Source organism: Streptomyces sp. NPDC028991 (genome assembly GCF_055564775.1).
Map to the genome: position 1 here is coordinate 1 of NZ_JBVHVP010000040.1, position 23,518 is coordinate 23,518.

The 23,518-nt window shown below is 74.1% G+C and carries 11 protein-coding genes; 7 read left to right on the plus strand and 4 right to left on the minus strand.

All coding sequences use genetic code 11. The annotated features are described in order from the left end of the window. Positions 1 to 129: 129 nt before the first annotated feature. From ACZ4V1_RS34820 to ACZ4V1_RS34835, 4 genes are all read right to left on the minus strand, one after another. Positions 130 to 798, minus strand: coding sequence for a PAS domain-containing protein (locus tag ACZ4V1_RS34820; RefSeq protein ID WP_468344808.1), 669 nt, complete (start codon positions 796 to 798; stop codon positions 130 to 132). A 518-nt stretch (positions 799 to 1,316) separates the two neighbouring features. Next, positions 1,317 to 4,145 carry an ATP-binding protein gene (locus ACZ4V1_RS34825; protein WP_468344811.1) on the minus strand — a complete coding sequence of 943 codons (2,829 nt, stop codon included), beginning with the start codon at positions 4,143 to 4,145 and terminating at the stop codon, positions 1,317 to 1,319. A 4-nt stretch (positions 4,146 to 4,149) separates the two neighbouring features. Further along, the gene (locus tag ACZ4V1_RS34830) at positions 4,150 to 7,242 is read right to left on the minus strand and encodes a helix-turn-helix transcriptional regulator (protein ID WP_468344814.1); all 3,093 of its coding nucleotides are present in this window, start codon (positions 7,240 to 7,242) and stop codon (positions 4,150 to 4,152) included. A 72-nt stretch (positions 7,243 to 7,314) separates the two neighbouring features. Next, positions 7,315 to 10,200 carry an ATP-binding protein gene (locus ACZ4V1_RS34835; RefSeq protein ID WP_468344817.1) on the minus strand — a complete coding sequence of 962 codons (2,886 nt, stop codon included), beginning with the start codon at positions 10,198 to 10,200 and terminating at the stop codon, positions 7,315 to 7,317. Between the two features lie 350 nt (positions 10,201 to 10,550). Between ACZ4V1_RS34835 and ACZ4V1_RS34840 the strand changes: the two genes are divergently transcribed. From ACZ4V1_RS34840 to ACZ4V1_RS34870, 7 genes are all read left to right on the plus strand, one after another. Then, positions 10,551 to 11,927 (plus strand): glycosyltransferase, encoded by a 1,377-nt coding sequence (locus ACZ4V1_RS34840; RefSeq protein WP_468344820.1) that lies wholly within the window; start codon positions 10,551 to 10,553, stop codon positions 11,925 to 11,927. A gap of 62 nt (positions 11,928 to 11,989) precedes the next feature. Next, on the plus strand, positions 11,990 to 13,048 hold the full coding sequence (locus ACZ4V1_RS34845; RefSeq protein ID WP_468344823.1) for a DegT/DnrJ/EryC1/StrS family aminotransferase: 1,059 nt from the start codon (positions 11,990 to 11,992) through the stop codon (positions 13,046 to 13,048). A gap of 74 nt (positions 13,049 to 13,122) precedes the next feature. Then, entirely contained in the window at positions 13,123 to 14,304 is a 1,182-nt protein-coding gene (locus ACZ4V1_RS34850) for a cytochrome P450 (RefSeq protein ID WP_468344826.1), read from the plus strand. 59 nt (positions 14,305 to 14,363) lie between these two features. Then, positions 14,364 to 14,558 carry a ferredoxin gene (locus ACZ4V1_RS34855; protein WP_468344829.1) on the plus strand — a complete coding sequence of 65 codons (195 nt, stop codon included), beginning with the start codon at positions 14,364 to 14,366 and terminating at the stop codon, positions 14,556 to 14,558. Positions 14,559 to 14,623: 65 nt separating this feature from the next. Then, positions 14,624 to 15,394: a thioesterase II family protein gene (locus tag ACZ4V1_RS34860; protein WP_468344832.1), complete on the plus strand. Its 771-nt coding sequence runs from the start codon at positions 14,624 to 14,626 to the stop codon at positions 15,392 to 15,394. Between the two features lie 203 nt (positions 15,395 to 15,597). Beyond that, on the plus strand, positions 15,598 to 17,808 hold the full coding sequence (gene pabB / locus ACZ4V1_RS34865; protein WP_468344835.1) for an aminodeoxychorismate synthase component I: 2,211 nt from the start codon (positions 15,598 to 15,600) through the stop codon (positions 17,806 to 17,808). A gap of 146 nt (positions 17,809 to 17,954) precedes the next feature. Beyond that, positions 17,955 to 23,327 carry a type I polyketide synthase gene (locus ACZ4V1_RS34870; RefSeq protein WP_468344839.1) on the plus strand — a complete coding sequence of 1,791 codons (5,373 nt, stop codon included), beginning with the start codon at positions 17,955 to 17,957 and terminating at the stop codon, positions 23,325 to 23,327. Positions 23,328 to 23,518: the final 191 nt, after the last annotated feature.

Below are 23,518 nucleotides of genomic sequence, written 5' to 3' on the forward strand. Positions count from 1 at the left end.
GGGGCAGGGGGGGGGGGGGGGGGGGGAGGGGGGGGGGGAGGGGGGGGTGGGGGGGGGGGGGGGGGGGGGGGGGGGGGGGGGGGGGGGGGGGGCCCCCCCCCCCCCCCCCCACGGCAGGTGGTGTCCGGCTCACTTGATGTAGTCCTCGACGACCTTGGGCGGCCAGGTGCCGACCTTGAGGACGCCCATGGAGTAGGCGCGGGAGACGAGGGCGGCCCGGTTGGGGACCTTGAGCGCCCGGAGCAGTCCGGTGACGTGGTACTCCACGCCCTGGCGGCTGAGGAAGAGGCGGGAGGCGAGGGGGATCGTGGAGACTCCGGCGGCTATGCCCTCCAGGATGCGGGCGTCTATCTCGCTGAGGAGCTTCTTGCGCGGTGCCATCTCCTCGGCGTCCTCGGTCCGTTCGTCCGCGCCGGACATCACCACGAGGATCGCGGCCACGTCGGGGGTGTGGCCGCCTTGGACGGCCATGGCGCGCAGCGGGAGCGCGGAGGCGCTGCTCTCCCGGTCGACGGCGATGACGTCGGTGAGGAAGCGCTGCCGCTTGCCCTCCAGCATGCGCGAGAACTGCTGCATCAGCGGTGGCCGCACGCTGGGGTGGATCAGGTCGCAGAAGTGCCGGCCGCAGAGACCGGAGGACGGTCCGCCGAAGCGGCGGTCGAACTCCTGGTTGACCTGCTGGATGGTGAGGGCGGGGTCCAGGCAGGCGATATAGGCGTCAGCCCGGTCGAAGCCGTCGGTGCGGCCGTCTGCCGGCTCGGGTGTGCCGGCCGGACCGGTCACGGGGGAGCGGTCCATGAGCGTGGCGTGGGGGGTCGGCGCCAAGGAACTCAAAACCCTTCTTCTATCGGTGCTTTAGGAGGAGGGCCAGGTAAGCGCCTGGCCTGGCGAAAAAGGATGCGACAGAAAAGAAGACATTGGGATATTACGAACGTCGACGATGACGGGTCAACGCGAAACCGACCTGACCTGCTAATACTGCGGTGACTTCTTCGGTGGGTACGGTTCCGCACCGAAGGGGTTCGGTCGGGAAGGTTCGGTGTCGGGCGCCGAACCTTCCGGCACCGTCCCGACCGGCGGAACTCCTCCAGATCGAGCCAAAAGAGACAGCATCTTCGACTCTGCGGACCGGCACCATCCCTCCAGGCCACGGCAGGCTCACACGGAGTACGCCTCGAGCCCGGCCATCGTTCCGCGAGCAGAGAAAAAGAGAAAGCGGTTACCGACCGGCGGCCACTCCCGCGAGGGGAAACGGAAAAGCCCGGACCTCGTCCCGGATATGCGGGGACGGCGATCCGGGCGAATTCACCGTCGAGTCACCTGTGGAAACTCGCGCTTTCCGTACGGGAAATAAGAGCGATGAGTTCACGGCGTCCGGGGATGCCCAGTTTCCGGTAGGCGTGGGTGAGGTGCTTCTCGATGGCACGGGAGCTGACGCCCAGTTCGCCGGCGATCTCCTGGTTGGTCAGGCCGCGGCACGCGAGTCCCGCCACCCGGCGCTCGGTCGGGGTGAGCACGCTCTCCGGCGACACCGTGTACATGGGCGTCCTCATGGTGCCGCGGATGGCGCGCTCGGCCAGCGCGGGGACACCGCAGGCGGTCGCCAGGGTGGCGGCCTCGCGGGCCAGCGCCTCCGGCTCGGGGCCGCCGCCCAGGCGTTCGGCGAGCGAGAGCAGCGCCCGGGCCAGCTCCAACTGGTTGGCGGAGCCGCGCAGCACGGTGACCGCCTCACGCAGCCGGGCGGTGCCCCGCCCGCCTTCCTCCAGCCGGCCGAGCAACCGCAGGGCCCGGCCGACGCCGACGGGCGCGCCCCACTGTTCGGCGCGGGCGTACTCCTCCTCGGCCAGGACCCGGGCGGCGCGGGTGTCACCCATGCGACGGTGGACGCTGATGGTCCACGGACGCCAGGGGAAGAGCACCGGGTTGTGCCAGCCTGCGGCCTCCATCTGGCGGCCGCAGGACTGCAGTGAGTCGAGGGCTCCGGTGTGATCGCCCGCGGCGATCTCTCCGGTGGCTTCCAGCAGGCGGAGCAGGCCGGTGAGGGGAAGGCCCTGGAGCCGGGTCCGGTCGGCACGGTGCAGCACGCGCTCGGCGAGGGACGGGTCGCGGGACTCCAGGGCGACGATGGCGTGGGTCATGGTCGCCACCGTGCCCAGGTAGTGGTGGTCGGTCTCGGTCATGCCCAGCGCCGTCTCGGACCATTCGCGGGCCTGGGCGAGCCGGCCGCGGCCCAGGTGGACGAGGGCCTGCTCGATATGGGCGAGCGCGTCGGCGGGGGTGGCGCGCCGCTGGTGGGCACGGTCCTCGACAGCGAGCCAGGAGTCGACGGTCTCCACCGAGTCGGCGGCGATCATCGTGATGATCACCAAGGGGAGGGTGGAGTGGACGCGCGCGGAGGTGGCGGGTTCTCGGTCGAGGATGCGTTTCGCCAGCCGCACCACCTCGGTGGCGGGCAGCCGGCAGCCGAGGGTGACGGCACCGAGCAGGGCGATCGTCAGTTCGCGCTCCGCGCCGCTGTCCACGGGTGGTTCGGGCCCGAGTTCCTTCAGCCGTTCGGCGGCCGCGGCCAGCTCGAAGGGGTCCTCGTGACCGCAGTGCCGCAGCCGGGCCTCCAGGCGCAGCGCGAGGTCGCGGTCGAGGCCGGTGAGCCGGGACGCCGGACCGAGTCCCTCGGCTGCCTGGCGCAGCAGGTCGACGACGGTGAGCGGGGTGGGGCCGAGCGGGGTGGGTGAGATGCGCAGCGCGGCCACGGCCCGGTCCCGCGGTTCGGCGAACAGGGTCATGGCCTGGGCGATGTGCCGCTCGCAGGCAAGTGGGTCGAAGTCCCTTTCCGCGGTGCCGAGTTCGACCAGGAGGCGGGCGCGCGTGATGCCTTCGGCGGGGCTGTCCAGCAGGGCGCGCCGCAGGTAGCGGGCGGCTGTGTCGGGTGCGCCTCGGCGCAGGGCGGTGTCGGCGGCGGCGCTCAGGACGTCGACGGCCCAGGGCTGGTGCCGGGTGACGACGGCCATGAGCTGGGCGGCGACCTGCTCGGCGGGGCTGCCCGAGGCGTACAGGAGGGCGGCGGCCTCGTCGTGCAGCCGCTCGCGCTGGTCCATGGTGAGGGTGGACTCGACGGCGTCGCCGACGGCGCGGTGGGTGAAGCGCGGTTCGTGTGCGGAGGTGAGCATGCCCAGGGCGGATAGGGCGCGCAGGGCTCCGGAGTAGCCGATGCTGTCCAGTTTCGCCAGGCGGGTCAGGATGGCGACGTCGCCCTGTTCGCCGAGGGTGGCGATGGCGGCGGCGAGATCGCGTACCGGCGCGGGCTGGGGGCGCAGGCTGCTGGCGATGTGTTCCCGCAGCTGGGACGGGCTCAGCCTCCGGGTGGCATCGGCGTGTTCGGCCTGCGGGCGGCGGCCGACGAGGTCGGTGCCGACCAGGGTCGACATCAGGAACAAGGGGTTTCCGGCGGAGGCCTCGTGGCAGGCCTGGACGAATTCCTCGTCGCCCGCTTCGCCGAAGCGGTCACGGACCAGCGTACGGGCGGCCTCCAGACTCAGGGAGGCCGGCCGCAGGGTCTGGGTGGCGGCCTCCCGCAGCTCGCGGATCAAGGAGTGGTTGGTGCGGGGGTCGCCGTCGCGCAGGGCGCAGACCACGACGGCCCGCAGCCCGTGCAGCCGTTTGGCCAGGAAGGTGAGCCAGCGCAGCGAGGGCACGTCGGACCACTGGAGGTCGTCGACGAGGACCAGCAGTCTGCTGTCGACGCTGACGTTGGCCAGCAGCGAGAACAGTCCGTGCAGGACGGCTTCGGTGGCGGCGATCGCCTGGTCGGCGCCGGGTGAGGTGACGTCGTCGGCCAGGACGTGCCGGGCGAAGGAGGCGTGGGCGTCCATCCAGCGGTCGCGGACGTCCTGGGGCGAGTCGCTCAGCAGGGGTTCGAAGAGCTGCCGTACGACGCCGAAGGCGAAGTCCTGCTCCATGGGTGCGGCGTTGGCGCGCAGCACCCGGACGTCCTCCTGACCTTCACCGACCGCGGACAGCCGCTGCAGCAGCGCCGAGCGTCCGATGCCGAGGGGCCCGGTGACCACCACGAGGGAGGACCGCCCTTCGGCGGCGGCGCCCAGTGCGGCGTCTACCAGGGTGATCTCGGTGTTGCGTTCCAGCAGCATGGGGTCAGCCGCCCTCCGGTCCGTGGCTCAGTGCGCGCAGTTCCTCGCGTCCGCGGATGCGGAGCTTGCGGTAGACGCCGCTGAGGCGCAGTTCCACCGCGCGGGTGGTCACCGACAAGGTGGCGGCGATCTCCCGGTTGCCCAGACCGCGGGCGGCGAGGAGGGCGGTCTCGTGTTCGGCGGGGCTCAGAGCGGGCCAGCCGGCCGGTGGGCGTTGCCGGAGGTGCGGCGCCGCGCCGTGCGGGGCGGGTGTCCCCCGCCCGGGCGGTCGGCCGGCGGGCGCGGGCCGGCCCTGGGTGAAGCCGCTGAGCGGGCCGGGAACGACACCACCGGCGGTGGGGGCTCTGCGGGAGGTGAGGGCCAGGGCGGTTCTGCGCTCGGCCTCCGCGCTCTCCGCGGCGGCCAGTTCGAGCACGGCGCGGGTGTAGGCGGCGCGAGCGGGCGATTCGCTGAGGGTGGCGACGGCGGCGCGGAAGTGTTCGGCACGGTTCTCCCCGATCACCACCGCCAGGCTGAGTTCCGCGCGGCCGAGGGCACTGCGAGTGCCCCAACGGGCGGCGAGCCGCAGTTCCTCCCGGGACAGGCGCAGGGCCTCCGCGTCGTCACCGAGGGCGTGGGCGGCCTCGGCGGCGAGGGAACGCCAGGGCAGCACCGCCGGGTTGACGCAGCCGTAGTGCAGCATCCAGCGCCCGCAGGCGCGGAAGAACGCGCGCGCCCGGTGCGGATCGTCTTGGGAACGGGCCAGCACGCCACGGGCGAAGAGCAGGTAGGCGCTGGTGGCGCACTCCTCGGCGAGGGACGGGACGGGGCGGGCGGCGATCGCGTGCGCCCGGTCGGCGCGGCCGTTCAGGAGGTCCGCGACCAGGTTGAGCGAGGCCCAGTAGGGGACGAACAGCGGGTGGAGCCGGGCGAGCGGCAGTTCCGCCTCGGCGGCGGCCAGGTCGCGGGCGGCCGCGTCGGGGCGGCCGTGCCGGATGTGCAGGTCGGCGCGGACGGCCAGGACGTGGGCGATGGTTATGGCGGCGCGTTGCCGGTGGGCCTCGTTGAGCAGAGTGGCGAGGTGGGCCTCGGCCTCGTCGCCGTCGTCGGTGAGGAAGAGCGCGCGGCACGCGAACAGGCGGGGCGTCACGAGGGGAGGGCGGCCGCTGGGATCGGGCGCGAAGGCGGCCCTGGCCAGTCGGCGGGACGCTTCGAGATGGACGCCGGCCACAGCGTGTTCCCAGGCTCGCACCCCGGCGACGGCGGGGCTGTGCGAGTGCTCGGGCAGAGCGGGCGCGGGGTGGACGTCCAGACAGTTCTCGTCGTGGCGCAGGAACCGGGCGACCCGCAGGAGGGCGATCAGCTCGTGCCGCTCGCTGACGGTGGCATCGTTGTCAATTAAACCAATGTTCTCAGTGTTCTCAGTGTTCTCAGTGTTCTCGGTGTTCTCGGTGTTCTCGGTGTTCTCGGTGTTCTCGGTGTTCTCGGTGTTCTCGGTGTTCTCGGTGTTCTCGGTGTTCTCGGTGTTCTCGAGGTGGTCGCCGGAGTCGTTTCGTGACGCCTGCTTCGGCGCGGTTCCCCCGGGAGCGGTCGCGGCGCCTCTCACCGCCTGGTCGCCGGAGGGGGGTGGGCTCACCGCGTCCCTCCCTCGCTTGGCCCCGGGCACGGCGTCGTCGGGAGCGCGCGTTGCGGCGGCTGTGCCGAGCGTGCCGGGAGCGGCGGGCTGGGCGAGGCGGGCGGCGCGGGTGTCGCCGCCGAGGAGGCACAGGTCGACTGCCTGGGAGCGCAGGCCGGCGCGGGTGTCGGCGGAGCGGATGAGGCCGTGCAGGCGACGCTCGGCGGCCACGGGGGCGGTGACCATCTGCACCGAGGCCAGCTGGAGTTCCACGCGGCCCCTCTCCTCGGCCCGAAGCGGCTCGTCCAGGGCCCGGGCGAGGTAGGCGGTGGCCCGGTCCCGCCGGCCGCTGCGCAGCGCGGCGGCGAAGCCCCGGCGCAGGGTGTCCACGGCCCAGGGCGCTCCCACCGGGCGGGCCCGCAACAGCAGTTCGGCGATGCCCTGGTCGGCCACGGCGACCCGCTGGGCGAGCCGGGCGGCGCGCGCGTACAGGTCGGCGCGGTCGGCAGCGGGCATCTCCTCCAGGATCCGGGCACGCACCACGGCGTCGTGCCCGGACGGCGATCCGCCGCGGGTGGTGAGGAGGCCGCTGGCGCCGAGGGTGGCGCGCAGCCGGGTCTCGGGCACGGGATGCGGACCGACGAGCGTGCAGACCAGCGGGAAGTCGAGCAGGTCCCCGCAGACCGCGAGCGCGCGCAGGACATCGACGGCGACCGGGTCGCGCAGTTCGCTCAGAGCCCGGGCGGCGTGATCGCCGACCACTTCGGCGGTCAGGGCGCGGAGGTGTTCGACGTGCTCGGCGCGGGGGGCTCGGCCGGTGCGGGTGAAGCGGTGCAGGACCTCGTGGACGACGGCCGGGACGCCACGGGTGGTTTCGGCGAGGGACTCGGTGAAGGCGGCGTCGCCGGGGCCGCAGACCGCGCGCACGGCGGCGGCCACGCCGCTCGCCGTGAGGAGCGGCAGCGCGAGTTCGATGGTGCTGGCGAGCCCGGTCAGCGGGGTGCCCACGCTCCACTCGGGCCGGTCGATGGCGGTGCCGGTGGTGCTGGTGAGCAGGGCGACGGGAGCCCGGGGCAGGCGGCGGGCCAGGGCCTCCAGCCAGCGCAGGGACGCCGGGTCGAGCCACTGGACGTCATGCACCACGAGGAGGGTGGGCCGGTCGCGGCAGGCGGTGAGCAGGTGGTTGAGGCCGGGCAGGCCTCCGGGGCGCGGCGGGGCCACGAACAGGCGGGCGGCTGTGTCGCGGTCCTCGGGCGCGAGGAGTTGGGCGACCACTCCGTAGCGCAGTTCGTGCTCGGCGGGGGTGGCACGGGCACTGAGTACGTGAACTCCCCTGTCCTTCGCCTGTCCGGCGGCCCAGCACAGCAACTCGTTCTGCCCCAGGCCGGGCTCTCCCGTCACGGTGACCAAGGCGGGACGGCCGGAGCGGAGTTCACCGATGACGGCGGAGAGAACCGCTTGCTCACGGTCACGTTCGAGCAGTGGCAGGTCAGGGGGTGCCATGTCGCGATCTTATATTTTCGTGGGACCGGTGGTTCGTGCGTCGAACGTGTTGTGCATCCGTTGACTGACTATTCATCCGCTGTCTCCGGCCCACCGGGAGGCGGCACCGCCCGCTCGCAGGACCGCGCACAGGTCGGTACGGCGACGCACTCCCAGCTTGCGGTAGACGCTGGTCAGGTGGAGTTCGACGGTGCGCACGGTGACGAAGAGGGACTGCGCGACCTCCTTGTTGCCGGCTCCGGCGGCGACCAGGCCGGCCACCGTGCGCTCCGTGCCCGTCAGCATGTCCAGCGCGGACGAGGTGATCTCCCGCATCCGCCCGCCGGCCGCCATCAGGTCCTCCCGCGCCCGCCGGGCGAGGGCCACGCAGCCGCAGCGCCTGGCCAGCGCGACCGCCTCGCGCAGGTTCTGCCGCGCCTCCCGGGCGTGCCCGGCCTCCCACAGCGCACGCCCCAGCATCAGCACGGCACGGGCCTCGTGGCCGCGGGCCGGTGAGGACCGCAGCAGGGCCACCGCCTCCCGCAGCGGTTCCACCGCGGCCGCCCCCGGCGTGCTCGCGCCGCGGGCCAGGGCGGCGTATCCGAGGGCGCGCCGGGTCCCCCATCGCTCGCTGCGCCCGGCGCCCCGCTCGGCGAACTCCCGCGCCTCTTCGGTGCGGCCGAGTCCGCCCAGGAGGCAGGCGGCCTCCACCCACCAGGGGACGAACACGGGGTTGGTGAGCCCGGCCTCCTCCATCGAGTCCCCGCAGGCCGAGAACGTCTCCAGCGCCCCGTCCAGGTCGCCGCGGGCCAGCCGGAGGCGGCCCCGCGCCATCAGGTACCAGTGGTACTCCCACACGAAACGGTCGAGGGCGGAACGCTTGATCGCCGCGAGCGCCTCCTCCGCGTGGTCCACCTCATCACGTGCGACGAGGGCCGACGCGTAGGCCGCGTGCGCCATGGTGGCGGTGTCCCCCCAGCGTTCCCGGCCGAGGATCTCCAGCGCCGTCTGCGCGTCCGCCGCGGAGTCCGCGAGTGCGCCGTTCTCCAGACGGAACAGCGCCCGGGTGGCGAGCGTCAGGGCGTACGTCCACACCGCGGCCTTCTCCCGGCTGTCCCGCAGCACCGCCTCCAGCGCCTCGTCGGCGGCCCGGTCCTCCTCGGCCAGGTACAGGGCGAGCGAGGCGGGCAGCAACGACCAGGTCCCCAGCGGAGCATCCGGTGTGCGCAGCGCTCGGCGGGCCCGGCGCGCGCTGTCCTCGGCGCGGCCGCCGTCCGCCGCGGTGAGCACGCTCAGCATGGCGAGCTGCTGGCGCTGGGCGGGAGTGTCGCCGGGCGGCTCGGCGGTCCGGGCGGCGCGGCGCAGGGCCTGGGGGAAGGTGGACTTCTCGTCGGAACCGACGATGAGCAGGGCCGACTCCGCGAGCGTGCGCAGTTCCCGTTCGGCGGGGTCCGGTGCGGGTCCCAGTTCGGCGTCGAGGGCGTCCAGGGACTCGGTGAGGACCTGGACGCCCTGTGTGGACCGCTGCACGCTCAGGCAGGTCAGGGCGAGCTGGATCGCTGTGGTGGTGCGGGCGCGCGCGTCGGTGGTCAGGGCGTGCGCCTCGTGCAACAGGCTCAGTGAGCGCTCCGGGTCGTTCTCCGCCAACGCCTTGGCCAGTCGGGTCAGCAGGGCGGGGTCGTCCGGTTCGGCCTCGCGCACACGTTGCAGGTAGCGGGCGGCTGCTTCGGGGGCGCCCCGGTGCTCGGCCTGGGTGGCGGCGGCGCGCAGCACGGCGAGGGCCCAGGGGTCCTTGGCTCCCGGCACCAGCAGCAGCTGCGCGGCGCTCTCCTCGGGCGGGCGTCCGACGTCGCTGAGCAGCCGGGCGGCGCGCAGGCGCAGTTCGGCCGCCCCGGCCGTGCCGAGGGTGTCGAGGACCGCGGCGCCCACCAGGTCGTGGACGAATTCGTGGCGGTCGGCCCGGACCAGGCCGGCGTGCCGCAGTATGTCCACCGCCTCCTCGACGTGCAGGGCGGACAGTCCGGCCAGGGCGGCGAGGTAGGCGGTGTCCTCGTCGCCGAGCACGGCCAGGGCGCGGGCCGCCCGGGCCACCCAGTCCGGCTGGTGCTCCAGCATCCGGTGCACGGAGGCGGCGACGGTCCTCCCGCCGATCTCGGTGATCTGGCGTTCCCCCGCGTCGTCGGGGCCGAGACCGGCCGAGCGCAGATCGCTCAGCAGGCGTATGACCTGTAGGGGGTTGCCGCCGGTCAGGGCCGCCAGACGGTCGACGAACGCCGGCCGGGGCTGCTGCGTGGGGAAGACCAGGCCGGCCAGTTCGGCGATCTGCGGTGTGTCCAGCGGTCCGAGGCGCAGCGGCGCCGGCAGGTGGTGGGCGACCAGGTCGGCGAGCGCGTCGGGGGCGGCGGGATCGGCTTCGGTGCGGTGGGCGGCCACCACGAGCAGCGGCAGGCCGTCGGCCCGGCGCAGCAGGAAGTCCAGCCAGCGCAGGGAGCGTTCGTCGCACCAGTGGGCGTCGTCCAGGACGAGGACGAGGGGGCCGTCGGCCATGAGGTTGGCGGCCAGCCAGTACAGGCCCTGCAGTATCGAGAAGGCGTCGCCGGGCATGGCGTCGCCCTCCTGGGGTGCGGCGGTGAGAGCGGGCAGGGCGTGCCGCGCGCCGCCGGCCAGCAGGGCGGAGGTGCGGCCCCTGCGGCGGGTCAGGCCGAGCGGGCCGAACAGGGCGCGCACGCCGCTGTAGCCGGTGGCCGCCTCGACGGCACGGCAGGAGCCGTGCAGGACGGTCATGTCCGCGAAGGGGCCGTCGGCGGCCAGGGCAGCGCGCAGCAGGGTCGTCTTGCCCGCCCCTGCCGGGCCGTCCAGGAGCACCAGGCGAGGCTGTCCGGACCGGGCGGCCGCGGCGTGCCCGGCCAGGGCCTTGAGGTGCTCGGTCCGCCCGATTACTGGCAGGACGGGATGCGCGGCGCCGGCCCGGTCGGTCACTTGTTCTCCCTCGCGTCGTACAAGGCGGATGGCGCGGTGGCCCACGTGCCGCGGTGCCGGCCCGGCGCCGCAGCCCCGCCCGCCGGCGGTGACCGGACGACTGCCCTGCTCCTCCCCGCGCCATGCCTACGTATATGTCACATGTACGCCCCGGAGAGGCTCCGTGCTCCCCTGGAGCGAGAAATCTAAGGAATTCCCCCGTCGCGGCCGTGAGATCAAGTGGTGGTGCGGTCGGCATCCTCCGTGTCCGCCCGGCCGGCAGGCCGCACATCAGCGCGCCTCCGTGCCCGTCGCACGCCTGACCGGCGGGCCGCGGCGCACCACGGCAGTCACTTCGTGAAAGGGCCTTCATGGATTCCGCCGCTCGGCCGATCCTCTTCGTCAGCCTCCCCGAGAGCGGGCTGCTCAACCCGTTGCTGGTGCTGGCCGGGGAGCTGGCCCGGCGCGGCGTGCCCGACCTGTGGTTCGCCACCGACGAGCACCGGCGCAAGGACGTGGAGGCCCTCGCCGCCGACTCCGCGGTGTCCTTCGCCTCACTGGGCGAGGTGGTGTCCGAACTGTCCGCGGTGACCTGGGACGACGCGGTGTACCGCGAGGTCACGCAGTCCTCGCGGTTCAGGGCGCACCGCGCGGTGGTGCGCCAGTCCTACAAGCCGGCGCTCCAGGCGCGCAAGTACCGCGAGCTGGAGCGCGTGGTGGACGAGGTGCGGCCGGCGCTGATGGTCGTGGACTGCGTGGCCGGCTTCGCGGTCGACCTGGCGCTGGCCCGGGGCATCCCGTACGTGCTCAACGTGCCGTTCGTCGCCAGCAACGTGCTCACCTCGCACAATCCCTTCGGCGCCTCGTACACCCCGAAGAACTTCCCCGTGCCCAACTCGGGCCTGCCGCTGGCGATGTCGGGCCGCCAGAAGCTGGCCAACGCGCTGTTCAAGTGGCGCACGCTCGGCATGTTCCTGCACCCGGAGATGGGCAGGGTGCTGCGCGAGGACGCGGCGATCCGCAAGGAGCTGGGCATCGCCCCGCCCAACGCGATGACGCGGGTGGACGAGGCCGCCGCCGTGCTGTGCGCGTCCATCGCGGAGTTGGACTACCCCTTCGACATCCCCGAGAAGGTGCGTCTGGTGGGAGCCGTGCTGCCGCCGCTGCCGGAGGCCCCGGACGACCGCGCGGTGGCGGGGTGGCTGGACGAGCAGACCTCGGTCGTCTACATGGGCTTCGGCACCATCACCCGTCTCACCCGCGAGGAGGTCGGTGCGCTGGTGGAAGTGGCCCGGCGGATGTCGGGCACGCACCAGTTCCTGTGGAAGCTGCCGGAGGAGCAGCAGCACCTGCTGCCGCCGGCCGCGTTGCTGCCGCCGAACCTGCGGGTGGAGAACTGGGTGCCCTCGCAACTGGACGTGCTGGCCCACCCGAAGGTGTCGGTGTTCTTCTCGCACGGCGGTGGCAACGCCTACCACGAGGGCGTCTACTTCGGGAAGCCGCAGGTGGTGCGGCCGCTGTGGGTGGACTGCTTCGACCAGGCGGTCCGCGGCCGCGACTTCGGCATCAGTCTGACCCTGGACAGGCCGTACACCGTCGACCCGGACGACGTGGTGGACAAGCTGACCCGGGTCACGTCCGATCCGTCCTTCCGCGAGCGGGCCGAGCGGCTGGGCGAGTCGCAGAAGGCGGCCGGCGGCCGCAGGGCCGCCGCGGACACCGTGCTCGACCTGCTCGCGGCGGCGTGAGCCGCCCGGCGCACCGGCCGCATCCCGTCGAGCCCCAGCCCAGCGACAGCAGCGAGGACCCCATGGCCTTCACCCAACCCGTCTCCCGGCCCTTCCTGACCGGCCGTGAACTGGAGTACGTCACCGACGCCGTGTCCGGCGGCTGGATCTCCTCCCAAGGGCCGTACGTACGGCGTTTCGAGGAGGCCTTCGCCGCGTGGAACGGCGTGGCGCACGGCGTCGCCTGCTCCTCCGGCACCGCCGCCCTCACCCTCGCGCTGCGGGCGCTGGGCATCGGTCCCGGCGACGAGGTGATCGTGCCGGAGTTCACGATGATCGCCTCGGCGTGGGCCGTCACCTACACCGGCGCCACCCCCGTCTTCGTCGACTGCGCGGACGACCTGAACATCGACGTCACCCGCGTCGAGGAGAAGATCACCCCACGCACGCGGGCGATCATGCCGGTGCACGTCTACGGGCGGCGCTGCGACATGGACACGATCACGGACATCGCGCACCAGTACAACCTGCGGGTGGTGGAGGACTCCGCCGAGGCGCACGGGGTGCGCCCGGTGGGGGACATCGCCTGTTTCTCGCTCTTCGCCAACAAGATCATCACGGCCGGCGAGGGCGGCATCTGCCTCACCGGCGACCCCCGGCTCGCCCGGCAGCTCGCGCACCTGCGGGCGATGGCCTTCACCCGCGACCACAGCTTCCTGCACAAGAAACTGGCCTACAACCACCGCATGACCGCCATGCAGGGCGCCGTGGCACTGGCCCAGGTCGAGCGCCTGGACGACATCCTGGCCGCACGCCGGGAGATCGAGGCCCGATACGACGCCGCCCTCGAGGACGTCCCCGGCATCACGCTGATGCCGCCCCGCGACGTGCTGTGGATGTACGACCTGCGCGCCGAGCACCGCGAGGAACTGCGCGCCCACCTCGACACGCGCGGCGTGGAGACCCGGCTGTTCTTCAAGCCGATGAGCCGCCAGCCCGGCTACCTGGACCCGGTGTGGCCGACCCTGAACGCCCACCGCTTCAGCGAGGACGGCCTGTACCTGCCCACCCACACCGGGCTCACCGCCGCCGACCAGGAGTACATCACCGGGGCCGTCCGGGAGTTCTACACCTCCGGCTGACCGGCCTGCCCGCGCGCGGCCCGCCCGACGCGGGCGCGGCACCGCGACCGCACGACGAGAAACGAGGAGCGGACATGACGACCAGCACCGGCCCCACGGTGGTCGACTTCCCCTTGCGCACCCCCGAGGAGCCGCTGCCGCTGTCCCAGTACGCCGGCCACCGGCGACGCAGCGGCCTGGTGCGGTCCCACCTGCCCAACGGCGTACCGATCTGGCTGGTCACCCGGCACGAGGACGTGCGCGCGGTGCTCACCCACCCGAAGATCAGCGCCAACCCCGACAACGAGGGCTTCCCCAACGTCGGCGAGACGATGGGCGTGCCCAAGCAGGACCAGATCCCCGGCTGGTTCGTGGGCCTGGACTCCCCCGAGCACGACCGCTTCCGCAAGGTTCTCATCCCCGAGTTCACGGTGCGCCGCGTCCGCGAGCTGCGCCCCGCCGTGGAACGGATCGTGGACGAGCGCATCGACGCGATGCTGGCCGGCGGCAACACCGCGGACCTGGTCAACGACTTCGCGCTGCCGGTGCCGTCCCTGGTGATCTCCTCCCTCCTCGGTGTGCCGCCGGCCGACCGGGACTTCTTCGAGTCCCGCACCCGCACCCTGGTCGCCATCCGCACCTCCACCGACGAGCAGCGCGCCACCGCCACCCGCCAGCTCCTGCGCTACATCAACCGGTTGATCGCCATCAAGGACAAGTGGCGCGGCGACGACCTGATCAGCCGCCTGCTGTCGACGGGGCAGCTCAGCCACGAGGAACTCTCGGGTGTCCTGCTGCTCCTGCTGATCGCCGGGCACGAGACCACCGCCAACAACATCGGGCTCGGGGTCGTCACCCTGCTCTCCCACCCGCAGTGGGCCGGCGACGAGCGGGCCGTGGAGGAGCTGCTGCGGCTGCACTCGGTGGCCGACATGGTGGCGCTGCGCGTCGCGGTGGACGACGTGGAGATCGCGGGCCAGTCGATCCGCAAGGGCGAGGGCATCGTCCCGCTGCTGGCCGCCGCCAACCACGACACGGAGGTCTTCGGCTGCCCGCACGCCTTCGACCCCGAGCGGTCCGAGCGGCGGCACGTGGCGTTCGGCTACGGCGTCCACCAGTGCCTGGGCCAGAACCTGGTCCGGGTCGAGATGGACGTCGCCTACCGCAAGCTGTTCGAACGCGTCCCCACCCTGGAACTGGCCGTCCCGCTGGAGGATCTGGCCTTCAAGTACGACGGGATCCTGTTCGGACTGCACGAACTGCCGGTGCGCTGGTAGCCGCCGGTACCACCCCCGCGCGGCCCACCCCCGCCCTTCCTCCGAGGAGCCAGACGATCATGCGTGTCACCGTCGACAGCGAGCGGTGCATCGGCGCCGGCCAGTGCGTGCTCAACGCCCCCGCCGTCTTCGACCAGGACGACGACGGCGTCGTGGTCCTGCTGCGCGAGGAGCCCGGCGACCAGGACGTGGACGCGGTCCACGAGGCGGGCGACCTGTGCCCGTCGGGCTCGATCACCGTCCACGAGGACTGAACCCCCGGCCGGCGGCACCGCCGAGCCGGAACCACCAGAGCAAGAACACCGGAAGGACACACACCGTGACCACCGCTGAGGACACCCGGGCCCTGTGGCTGCGGCGCTATCACCCGGCCGGCACCGACGCCGTCCGGCTGGTCTGCTTCCCGCACGCCGGCGGCTCCGCCAGCTTCTACCACCCGGTCTCGGCACGCTTCGCACCGAAGGCCGAGGTCGTCTCCCTGCAGTACCCCGGCCGCCAGGACCGGCGCAAGGAGCCCTGCGTCACGGATCTCGGCATCCTGGCCGACCTGATCACCGAGCAGCTCCTCGCTCTGGACGAGAGGCCGACGGTGTTCTTCGGGCACAGCATGGGCGCCGCCCTCGCCTTCGAGACGGCCTGGCGCCTGGAGCAGCGGGACGCCGGCCCGCACACCGTGCTCGTCTCCGGCCGCCGGGCCCCCTCCACCACCCGCGCCGAGGAGGTCCACCTGCGTGACGACGACGGGATCGTCGCCGAGATGAAGCGGCTGAACGGCACCGCCGCCGGTGTCCTCGGCGACGAGGAGATCCTGCGCATGGCGCTGCCCGCGCTGCGCGGCGACTACCGCGCCATCGAGACCTACTCCTGCCCCGCCGACCGCCGAATCCGCTGCGCCCTGACCGCCCTCACCGGCCGGGACGACCCGCTGACCACCGTCGCGGAGGCCGAGCGCTGGCAGGAGCACACGACGGGGCCGTTCCGGCTGCGGGTGTTCGACGGCGGCCACTTCTTCCTCACCCAGCACCTCTCGGCGGTCCAGGCCGAGATCGGACGCGCCCTCGACCCGGCCCCGCCGGCCACCGCTTCCTGAGCGCCCCGCCCGGGCGAGGGACGGACCGCCGCCCGGGCCGGTGCTGGAGCCGTGACCGGCGTACGCCCGTCGGTGCCGTGCCCGAGTCCGCTCACCGCAGCCGTGGCCGACGCATCACCGGAGAGCCCGCACACGGCCGGACGGCGACCCCGTCCGTCGCCCTCACGTCACTTTCCGCTCCCGCGCCCCCGGACAAGGACACCATGCGCACACTTCTCGTCGACAACTACGACTCCTTCACCTACAACCTCTTCCACTACCTGTCCCGGGTCAACGGGCGGGAGCCGGAGGTCATCCGCAACGACGATCCGGCCTGGCGGCCCGGGCTGCTCGACGCGTTCGACAACGTGGTGCTCTCCCCCGGGCCCGGCACCCCGCACCGGCCCGCCGACTTCGGCCTGTGCGCCTCCATCGCGGAGGAAGGACGGCTGCCCGTGCTCGGCGTCTGCCTGGGGCACCAGGGCATGGCACTCGCCCACGGCGCGCGCGTGGGCCGCGCGCCCGAGCCGCGCCACGGCCGGACCTCCGCCGTGCGGCACGACGGCACCGGCCTCTTCGAGGGGCTGTCCCTCCCGCTGGAGGTGGTGCGCTACCACTCCTTGGCGGTGACCGACCTGCCGCCGGAGATCGAGGCCACCGCCTGGTCGTCGGACGGGGTGCTGATGGCGTTGCGCCACCGCACGCTGCCGCTGTGGGGCGTGCAGTTCCATCCGGAGTCGATCGGCACCCAGGAGGGGCACCGCCTCCTGGACAACTTCCGCCGGCTCACCGAGCGGTACCACTCCTCCCGGCGCGGCGGCGCGGGCCCGGCGGACACCACCCCCGCGCCCGCCGTCGGCGGCACGTCCGCTCCCGCCGAGCGGTGCGGCCCGGACGCGCCCGGCGCCGTCCGGCGGCTGCGGGTGCTCGCCGAGCGGCTGCCGGCGCGCTGGGACGCGGAGGTCGCCTTCGACACGTTGTTCCGCACCGGCGAGCACCCCTTCTGGCTGGACAGCAGCCGCCCCGGCGGCCGGCTGGGCCAGTTGTCGGTGATGGGTGACGCCTCGGGCCCCCTCGCCCGGATCGCCCGGGCCGACGTGCAGGCCGGCACCGTGACGGTCACCGCCGACGGCACCAGCCGCACCGTCTCCGGGTCCTTCCTGTCCTGGCTGGAGAACGACCTGGCGGGGCTGCGCACCGACGTGCCCGAGCTGCCCTTCGAGTTCGCCCTGGGCTGGGTGGGCTGCCTGGGCTACGAGCTCAAGGCCGAGTGCGGCGGCGACGCCGCCCACCGCTCCCCCGACCCGGACGCCGTCCTCGTCTTCGCCGACCGCGCCCTGGTCCTCGACCACCGTACCGACACCGGGTACCTGCTCGCGCTGGCCGAGGACGGCGACGAGGACGCCGCGCGCGCCTGGCTCGCCGATGCCGCCGCGTCCCTGCACGGCATCGCCGGACGGCCGCCGGCACCGTGCCCCCCGGCACCCGAGTGCAGCGCGGGGCCCGTGGAGCTGCGGCACGACCGGGACGCCTATCTCAAGATGATCGACGTCTGCCAGCAGGAGATCGCCGCCGGCGAGACCTACGAGGTCTGCCTGACCAACATGGCCGAGGCCGGCACCGACCTCGATCCCTGGCAGGCCTACCGGGCCCTGCGCCGGCTGAGCGCCGCGCCCTTCGCCGCGTACCTGCGCTTCGGTCCGCTGGCGGTGCTCAGCAGCTCCCCGGAGCGGTTCCTGCGCATCGACCGGCACGGCACCATGGAGTCCAAGCCGATCAAGGGCACGCGGCCGCGCGGCGCCACGCCCGAGGAGGACGCCCAGCTCATCCAGGACCTGGCCACCTCCGAGAAGGACCGCGCCGAGAACCTGATGATCGTCGACCTGGTCCGGCACGACCTGGGGCGGTGCGCCGAGGTCGGTTCGGTCGTCGCCGACCCGGTGTTCCAGGTGGAGAGCTACGCGACGGTGCATCAGCTCGTCAGTACCGTCCGGGCCCGGCTGCGCCCGGGTACCAGCCCGGTGACCGCGGTGCGGGCCGCCTTCCCCGGCGGGTCGATGACCGGCGCCCCGAAGATCCGCACCATGCAGGTCATCGACCGTCTCGAGGGCGGGCCGCGCGGCGTGTACTCGGGCGCGATCGGCTACTTCTCGCTGACCGGCGCGGTGGACCTGTCCATCGTCATACGCACCCTGGTGCTCAGCGGCGACCGGCTGCGCTACGGCGTCGGCGGCGCCGTCATCGCGCTGTCCGACCCGGCGGCCGAGTTCGAGGAGACGGCGGTCAAGGCCGCCCCGATGCTGCGACTGCTCGGTGCGCGCTTCCCCGGCCGCGAGGCACCCGGCGGGGATCTCGTCCCGCCCGCCGCCGGCGTCCCCGCGGCGGCCCCCGAGCCTTCACCGGTGGCACAGGCGGAGTCGGCCGGCACCCGGTGACCGCGACGGGAGCCGCCCCCGCCCCGGGCCGGCTCCCGTTCCCGCACACTCGTACCCCGCCCGCATCTCTAGGGAAAACCCGGGCCGCTCGGCAAGAGCCTTGAGCCGATCCCCGCACGACGGCGACGCTCGACATCCCGGGAGTGATGGTGCCCGTCCACGCAAACGACTACGTGACCGACCCGCCCGGTGCCACCGGCCGGTCCCTGGACGGGCTGACCCTGCCGCAGGTGTTCGCCGCGGCGGTGCGCCGCGGCGGCGACGCGACGGCCCTGCTCGACGGGGAGCGCGCCCGGACCTGGAACGCCTGGCGGACCGAGGTGGACGCGCTGGCGCGCGGTCTTCAGGAGGCGGGGGTCGCCCCCGGGGACGTGGTGGCCCTGCACCTGCCCAACAGCTGGGAGTACCTGACGCTGCACCTGGCGGCCGCCGAGGCCGGGGCCGTCACCATGCCCGTGCACCAGGGCAACGCCGCCGCCGACGTACGGGCCCTGCTGGAGCGCGTCGGCCCGGCCGCCCTCGTCCTGCCGCCGCGCACCCAGGAGGGCGACGGACCGCTGGCCGCGGCGGCGTTGCGCGGGGCACTGCCCGCCCTGCGCGCCGTCCTGGTCACCGGCGAAACGGCCGCCCCCGGCACGCGGACCGTGACCGGGCTGCTGGAGCGGTTCTCCGGACAGCGGCCCCGCCCCGTCGAGGTGCGTCCCGAATCGCCGTTCCTGCTGCTGCCGTCCTCCGGCACCACCTCCGCGCGGCCCAAGATCTGTGTGCACTCCCACGACGGACTGCTCACCAACTCCCGGGCCGCTACCGAGGATTCGGCCGACGCCTACGCCGGTACCGTGCTGACCGCGTGCCCGTTGACCCACTGCTTCGGCCTGCAGTCGGCGTACTCGGCGCTGTTCCGCGCGGGCCGCCAGGTGCTCCTCGACACCTGGGACGTCGACCGGTTCTTCGCGCTGGCCCGGCGGGAACACCCGACCGTGGTGGTCGCGGTGCCCGCCCAACTGCACGACGTGGTCTCCCGGGCGGCGGACTTCGCCGACGGCGCGGGTTTCCGTCCCGACCGGGTCCTCACCGCGGGTGCCGCCCTGCCCCCGGCGCTGGTGCGCTCGGTGCGCGAGGCCCTGGACACGGCTCTGGTGGTGGTGTGGGGCATGTCGGAGGCCGGCAACGGCACCAGCAGCCTGGCCGGGGACCCGCCGGACGTGGCCTCCCGCAGCGTGGGCCGCCCCACGCGGGACGCCGAGATGCGCGTCCTGGACGAGGACGGCCGCCCGTGCCCGCCCGGCGAACCCGGCGAACTGCACTACCGCAGTCCCAGCATGTTCCGCGGCTACCTCGGCGAGCCCGAGCTGACCGGGCGGGCGGTGTCGCGGGACGGCTGGCTGCGCACCGGCGACCTGGCCTCGATCGGCGAGGACGGACTGGTCGTCTTCCACGGCCGGTCCGCCGAACTGATCAACGTGGGCGGCCGGAAGTTCAACGCGGTGGAGATCCAGGCACTCCTCGCCGACCTGCCCGGCATCGGCCCGCTCGCCGTCGTCGCCAAACCGGACCCGCGGCTGGGCGAGTACCCGGTACTCGTGGTCACCGAGCGGCCGGCGGAGGACGGGGTCCCGGGCGCCGCCGGTGCTTCGGGCGGTACACCGGGCCGTCCGCGCGGCACCGTCGGACTCGACGAGGCCACGGCGTTCCTGCGCGGCCTGGGCACCGCGGAGTACAAGATCCCGCTGGAGCTCGTGGTGCTGCCCGAACTGCCCCGCACCCCCGCCGGGAAGATCAACCGGCTGGCGCTCGAACGGCTCCTCGCCGAGGCCGCCGCGCAACCCGCGTCCCTGCCGGCCGACGCGGTCCGCCCCGGCCTGCGGACCGCACTCGACCTGGTCATCGCCTCGGTCACCGAGGTCACCGCCGTCTCCGGCCGGGGCGAGGACGGTGGTACGCCACCGGCGCCCATCGGTCCGGACACCACGTTCCGCGCCCATGGGCTGGACTCGGTCGCCTCGGTGCGGCTGCGCAACGTGCTGGCCGAGGCCACCGGCCTGCCGCTGCCCGCGGGCCTCGCCTTCGACTTCCCCACCCCCGCCGCCCTGGCCCGCGAACTCGCCGGACCGGACCGGCCCCGCGAGGCGGTCCGGGTGACGGGACCGGACGGTACGGCGGCCGGTGACGGCGACCCGGTAGCGATCGTCTCCACGGCCTGCCGCCTGCCCGGCGGCGCGAACTCCCCCGAAGCCCTGTGGGAGTTGCTGCGCGAGGGCACCGACGCCGTGTCCGCCTTCCCCGAGGACCGGGGCTGGGACCTGGACGCCCTCTTCGACGACGATCCCGACGCCCCCGGCACCTCCGTGGCCCGCGAGGGCGGCTTCCTGCACGACGCGGCCCACTTCGACGCCGGGTTCTTCCAGATGTCCGCGCGGGAGGCCCTCGCCACCGACCCGCAGCAGCGGCTGTTGCTGGAGACCGCCTGGGAGGCCGTGGAGCGCGCCCGGATCGACGCCGCGACGCTGCGCGGCAGCCGCACCGGCGTGTTCACCGGCGCGATGTACCACGACTACGCCGCGGGGGCGGCCGACGCGGCCGGGGCCCTGGAGAGCCTGCTGCCGGTGGGCACCGCGGGCGGCGCGCTGTCCGGTCGTATCGCCTACGCCCTCGGTCTGAACGGCCCGGCGCTCACCGTGGACACGGCCTGCTCGTCCTCCCTGGTCGCCCTGCACCTGGCCTGCCGCTCCCTGCGGGCCGGGGAGTCGGACCTGGCGCTGGCCGGCGGGGTCGCGGTGATGGCGACCCCGGCCGCCTTCACCGGCTTCTCCCGGCTGCGGGGCCTCTCGCCGGACGGCCGCTGCAAGTCCTTCGGCGAGGGCGCCGACGGCGCCGCCTGGTCCGAGGGCGTGGGCCTGCTGCTGCTCGAACGGCTTTCCGACGCCCGCCGCAACGGCCACCCCGTCCTCGCCGTGATCCAGGGTTCCGCCGTCAACCAGGACGGTGCGAGCAACGGCCTCACCGCACCCAACGGCCCCGCCCAGCGCCAGGTCCTCCGTCAGGCCCTGGCCGACGCCGGGGTGAGCGCCGACGAGGTGGACGCGGTCGAGGCGCACGGCACCGGCACCGCCCTGGGCGACCCCATCGAGGCGGAGGCCCTGCTGGACACCTACGGGCAGGACCGGCCGGCGGGACGGCCGTTGTGGCTGGGCTCCGTCAAGTCGAACCTCGGGCACACCCAGGCCGCCGCGGGCGCCGCCGCCGTGATCAAGATGGTGCTGGCCCTGCGGCACGGCCTGCTCCCGCGCACCCTGCACGCGGACACCCCGACCACGCGGGTGGACTGGGGCCGGGGCGCCGTACGGCTGCTGTCCGAGGCCCGGGCCTGGCCCCGCGAGGACGGCAGGCCGCGCCGCGCCGGGATCTCCTCCTTCGGTATCAGCGGGACCAACGCCCACCTGGTCCTCGCCGAGGCCCCGGATCCGGGTTCGGATTCGGACTCGGACTCGGACTCGGATCCCGTTCAGGAGCCGGGCGACGACTCGGCGGCCGAGGCTCTCGCTCACCCGGCCGCCGTGCCGTGGCTGGTGTCGGCGAAGGACGGTGACGCGCTGCGCGGACAGGCCCGGCGGCTGGCCGCCTACGCCGCCGCGCACCCCGAGGTGTCCGGCCGGGACATCGCCTACTCCCTGCTCACCACCCGTACGCTGCACCCGCGCGCGGCCCTGCTGACGGGCGACGACCGGGACGGACTCCGGGCCGCCGCGGAGGCGTTCGCGCGCGGGGAGGCACCAGGGAGCGCCGTCCGCGCCCTGACGGGCGGTACGGCGGAGGCGGCGTTCGTCTTCACCGGACAGGGCAGCCAGCGCCTGGGGATGGGCCGTGGGCTCGCCGCCGCCTTCCCCGCCTTCGACGCCGCCCTGCGCGAGGTGTGCGCCCTCCTCGATCCGCTGCTGGAACGGCCGTTGGCCGAGGTCATGTGGGCAGCCCCGGACAGCGGGGAGGCCGCCTCGCTCGACGGCACCGGCTACGCCCAGCCCGCACTGTTCGCCTTCGAAGTGGCCCTGTACCGGCTCCTCGAGTCCTGGGGGATCGTCCCCGACCGGCTGGTGGGGCATTCGGTGGGCGAGATCGCCGCCGCCCACGTGGCGGGCGTGCTGTCGCTGCGGGACGCCTGTGCCCTGGTCGCGGCGCGCGGCCGGCTGATGCGGGCGCTGCCACCGGGCGGGACCATGGCCGCGGTGGGCTGCTCCGAGGCGGAGGTCCTGCCCCTGCTCGCGGACCGTACCCACGAGGTCGCCGTCGCCGCTGTCAACGGGCCCCGCTCCGTGGTCCTGTCCGGTGCGGTCAAGCCCCTGTCGGAGCTGATCGCCGAACTGTCCGCCGCCGGGCACAGGACGCGGCTCCTCGCGGTCAGCCACGCCTTCCACTCACCGCTGATGGAGCCGATGCTCGCCGGTTTCCGCGAGACGGTCGCCGGGCTCTCCTTCCACGCGCCCACCGTGCCCCTCGTCTCCTGCGTCACCGGCCGGCCGCTCACCGCGCGGGAGGCCCGCGACCCGGAGCACTGGGTACGCCACGTCCGGGACACGGTGCGGTTCGCCGACGCGGTCGGCCGGCTGGCCGAGGAGCGCACCGCCGTCTACGTCGAGCTGGGCCCGGAGGCCGCGCTCGCCCCGATGGTCCAGGAGTGCCTGGGCGAGGGGGAGCCGACCGCCGCACCCCTGGTGGAGCCGGCGCTGCGCGGCGGGGACGGCGAGGAGGAGGCGGCTGCCCTTCTCACCACCGCCGTACGCCTGCACGCGGCCGGTCTGCCGGTGGACTGGCGAGCGGTCCTGCCGGGAGCGCGCGCGGTGGATCTGCCCACCTACGCCTTCCAGCACGAGGCGTACTGGCTCGCCTCGGTGCCCGCCACGGCGGTGGCCGTGGGGCTGCCGGCGGCGGTCGCCACGGCCGGGGACACCCGGGCGGAGCTGGCGGAACGGCTGGCCGCCCTGTCCGAGGACGAGGCCGAGGCCCTGGTCACCGAGCTGGTGCGGGGCGAACTGGCGGCCGTGGTGGGCGGCGGACTCCCCGCCGACGCCGGGACGGACACCGTCTTCACCGACCTCGGCGTCACCTCCGTGACCGCCGTGGAACTGCGCAACCGCCTCACCGCCGCCACCGGCGTGCGGCTGCCTCCGACCCTGGTCTTCGACCACCCCTCCCCCGCCGCCGTCGCCCGCCTCGTGTGCGCCGGACTCCGGCCCTCCGGTCCTCGGCACCCTCGGGACGCGGCCTCCCTCGTGGACGAGCTGGAGGCACTGCTCGTCTCCGGCTCCGCCCTCGACACCGGTACGGGAGCCCGGCTGCGGGCCCTGGCCGGCCGCTGGGCCCCCGCCCGGAACGGAACGACGGCCGGCGCCGCCGGTCCACTGGACCTGGATGCCGCGTCCGACGAGGAGCTGTTCCGCCTCATGGACGGCGCCGACCTCGCCGAGGACGCCGCCGGCGGCACGGCCGGGCAGACCGACGTCGCCGCCGACGGTGCCCGGTGACCGACCGCTTCCGCCCGGCCCCGCGCCCTGCCCGCCGTACGTGCGGACACACGCGCGGGCACCGGCACGCCTCCTGCCCGAAACGGCGGCGGGCGTGCCCGTTCGGGCACGGCGTGCGGGCCGTCGGCCACCGGAGACGCGGGGACCGGAGGCCGTCCGTGCCCGTGGCGAGGTCCGGCGCTGTCCGCCGC

Excerpts from the sequence above, each read along its gene's own strand:
- ACZ4V1_RS34820 (WP_468344808.1), bottom strand. The coding sequence starts at position 798 with ATGGACCGCTCCCCCGTGACCGGTCCGGCCGGCACACCCGAGCCGGCA.
- ACZ4V1_RS34825 (WP_468344811.1), bottom strand. The coding sequence starts at position 4,145 with ATGCTGCTGGAACGCAACACCGAGATCACCCTGGTAGACGCCGCACTG.
- ACZ4V1_RS34830 (WP_468344814.1), bottom strand. The coding sequence starts at position 7,242 with ATGGCACCCCCTGACCTGCCACTGCTCGAACGTGACCGTGAGCAAGCG.
- ACZ4V1_RS34840 (WP_468344820.1), top strand. The coding sequence starts at position 10,551 with ATGGATTCCGCCGCTCGGCCGATCCTCTTCGTCAGCCTCCCCGAGAGC.
- ACZ4V1_RS34845 (WP_468344823.1), top strand. The coding sequence starts at position 11,990 with ATGGCCTTCACCCAACCCGTCTCCCGGCCCTTCCTGACCGGCCGTGAA.
- ACZ4V1_RS34850 (WP_468344826.1), top strand. The coding sequence starts at position 13,123 with ATGACGACCAGCACCGGCCCCACGGTGGTCGACTTCCCCTTGCGCACC.
- ACZ4V1_RS34855 (WP_468344829.1), top strand. The coding sequence starts at position 14,364 with ATGCGTGTCACCGTCGACAGCGAGCGGTGCATCGGCGCCGGCCAGTGC.
- pabB (WP_468344835.1), top strand. The coding sequence starts at position 15,598 with ATGCGCACACTTCTCGTCGACAACTACGACTCCTTCACCTACAACCTC.
- ACZ4V1_RS34870 (WP_468344839.1), top strand. The coding sequence starts at position 17,955 with ATGGTGCCCGTCCACGCAAACGACTACGTGACCGACCCGCCCGGTGCC.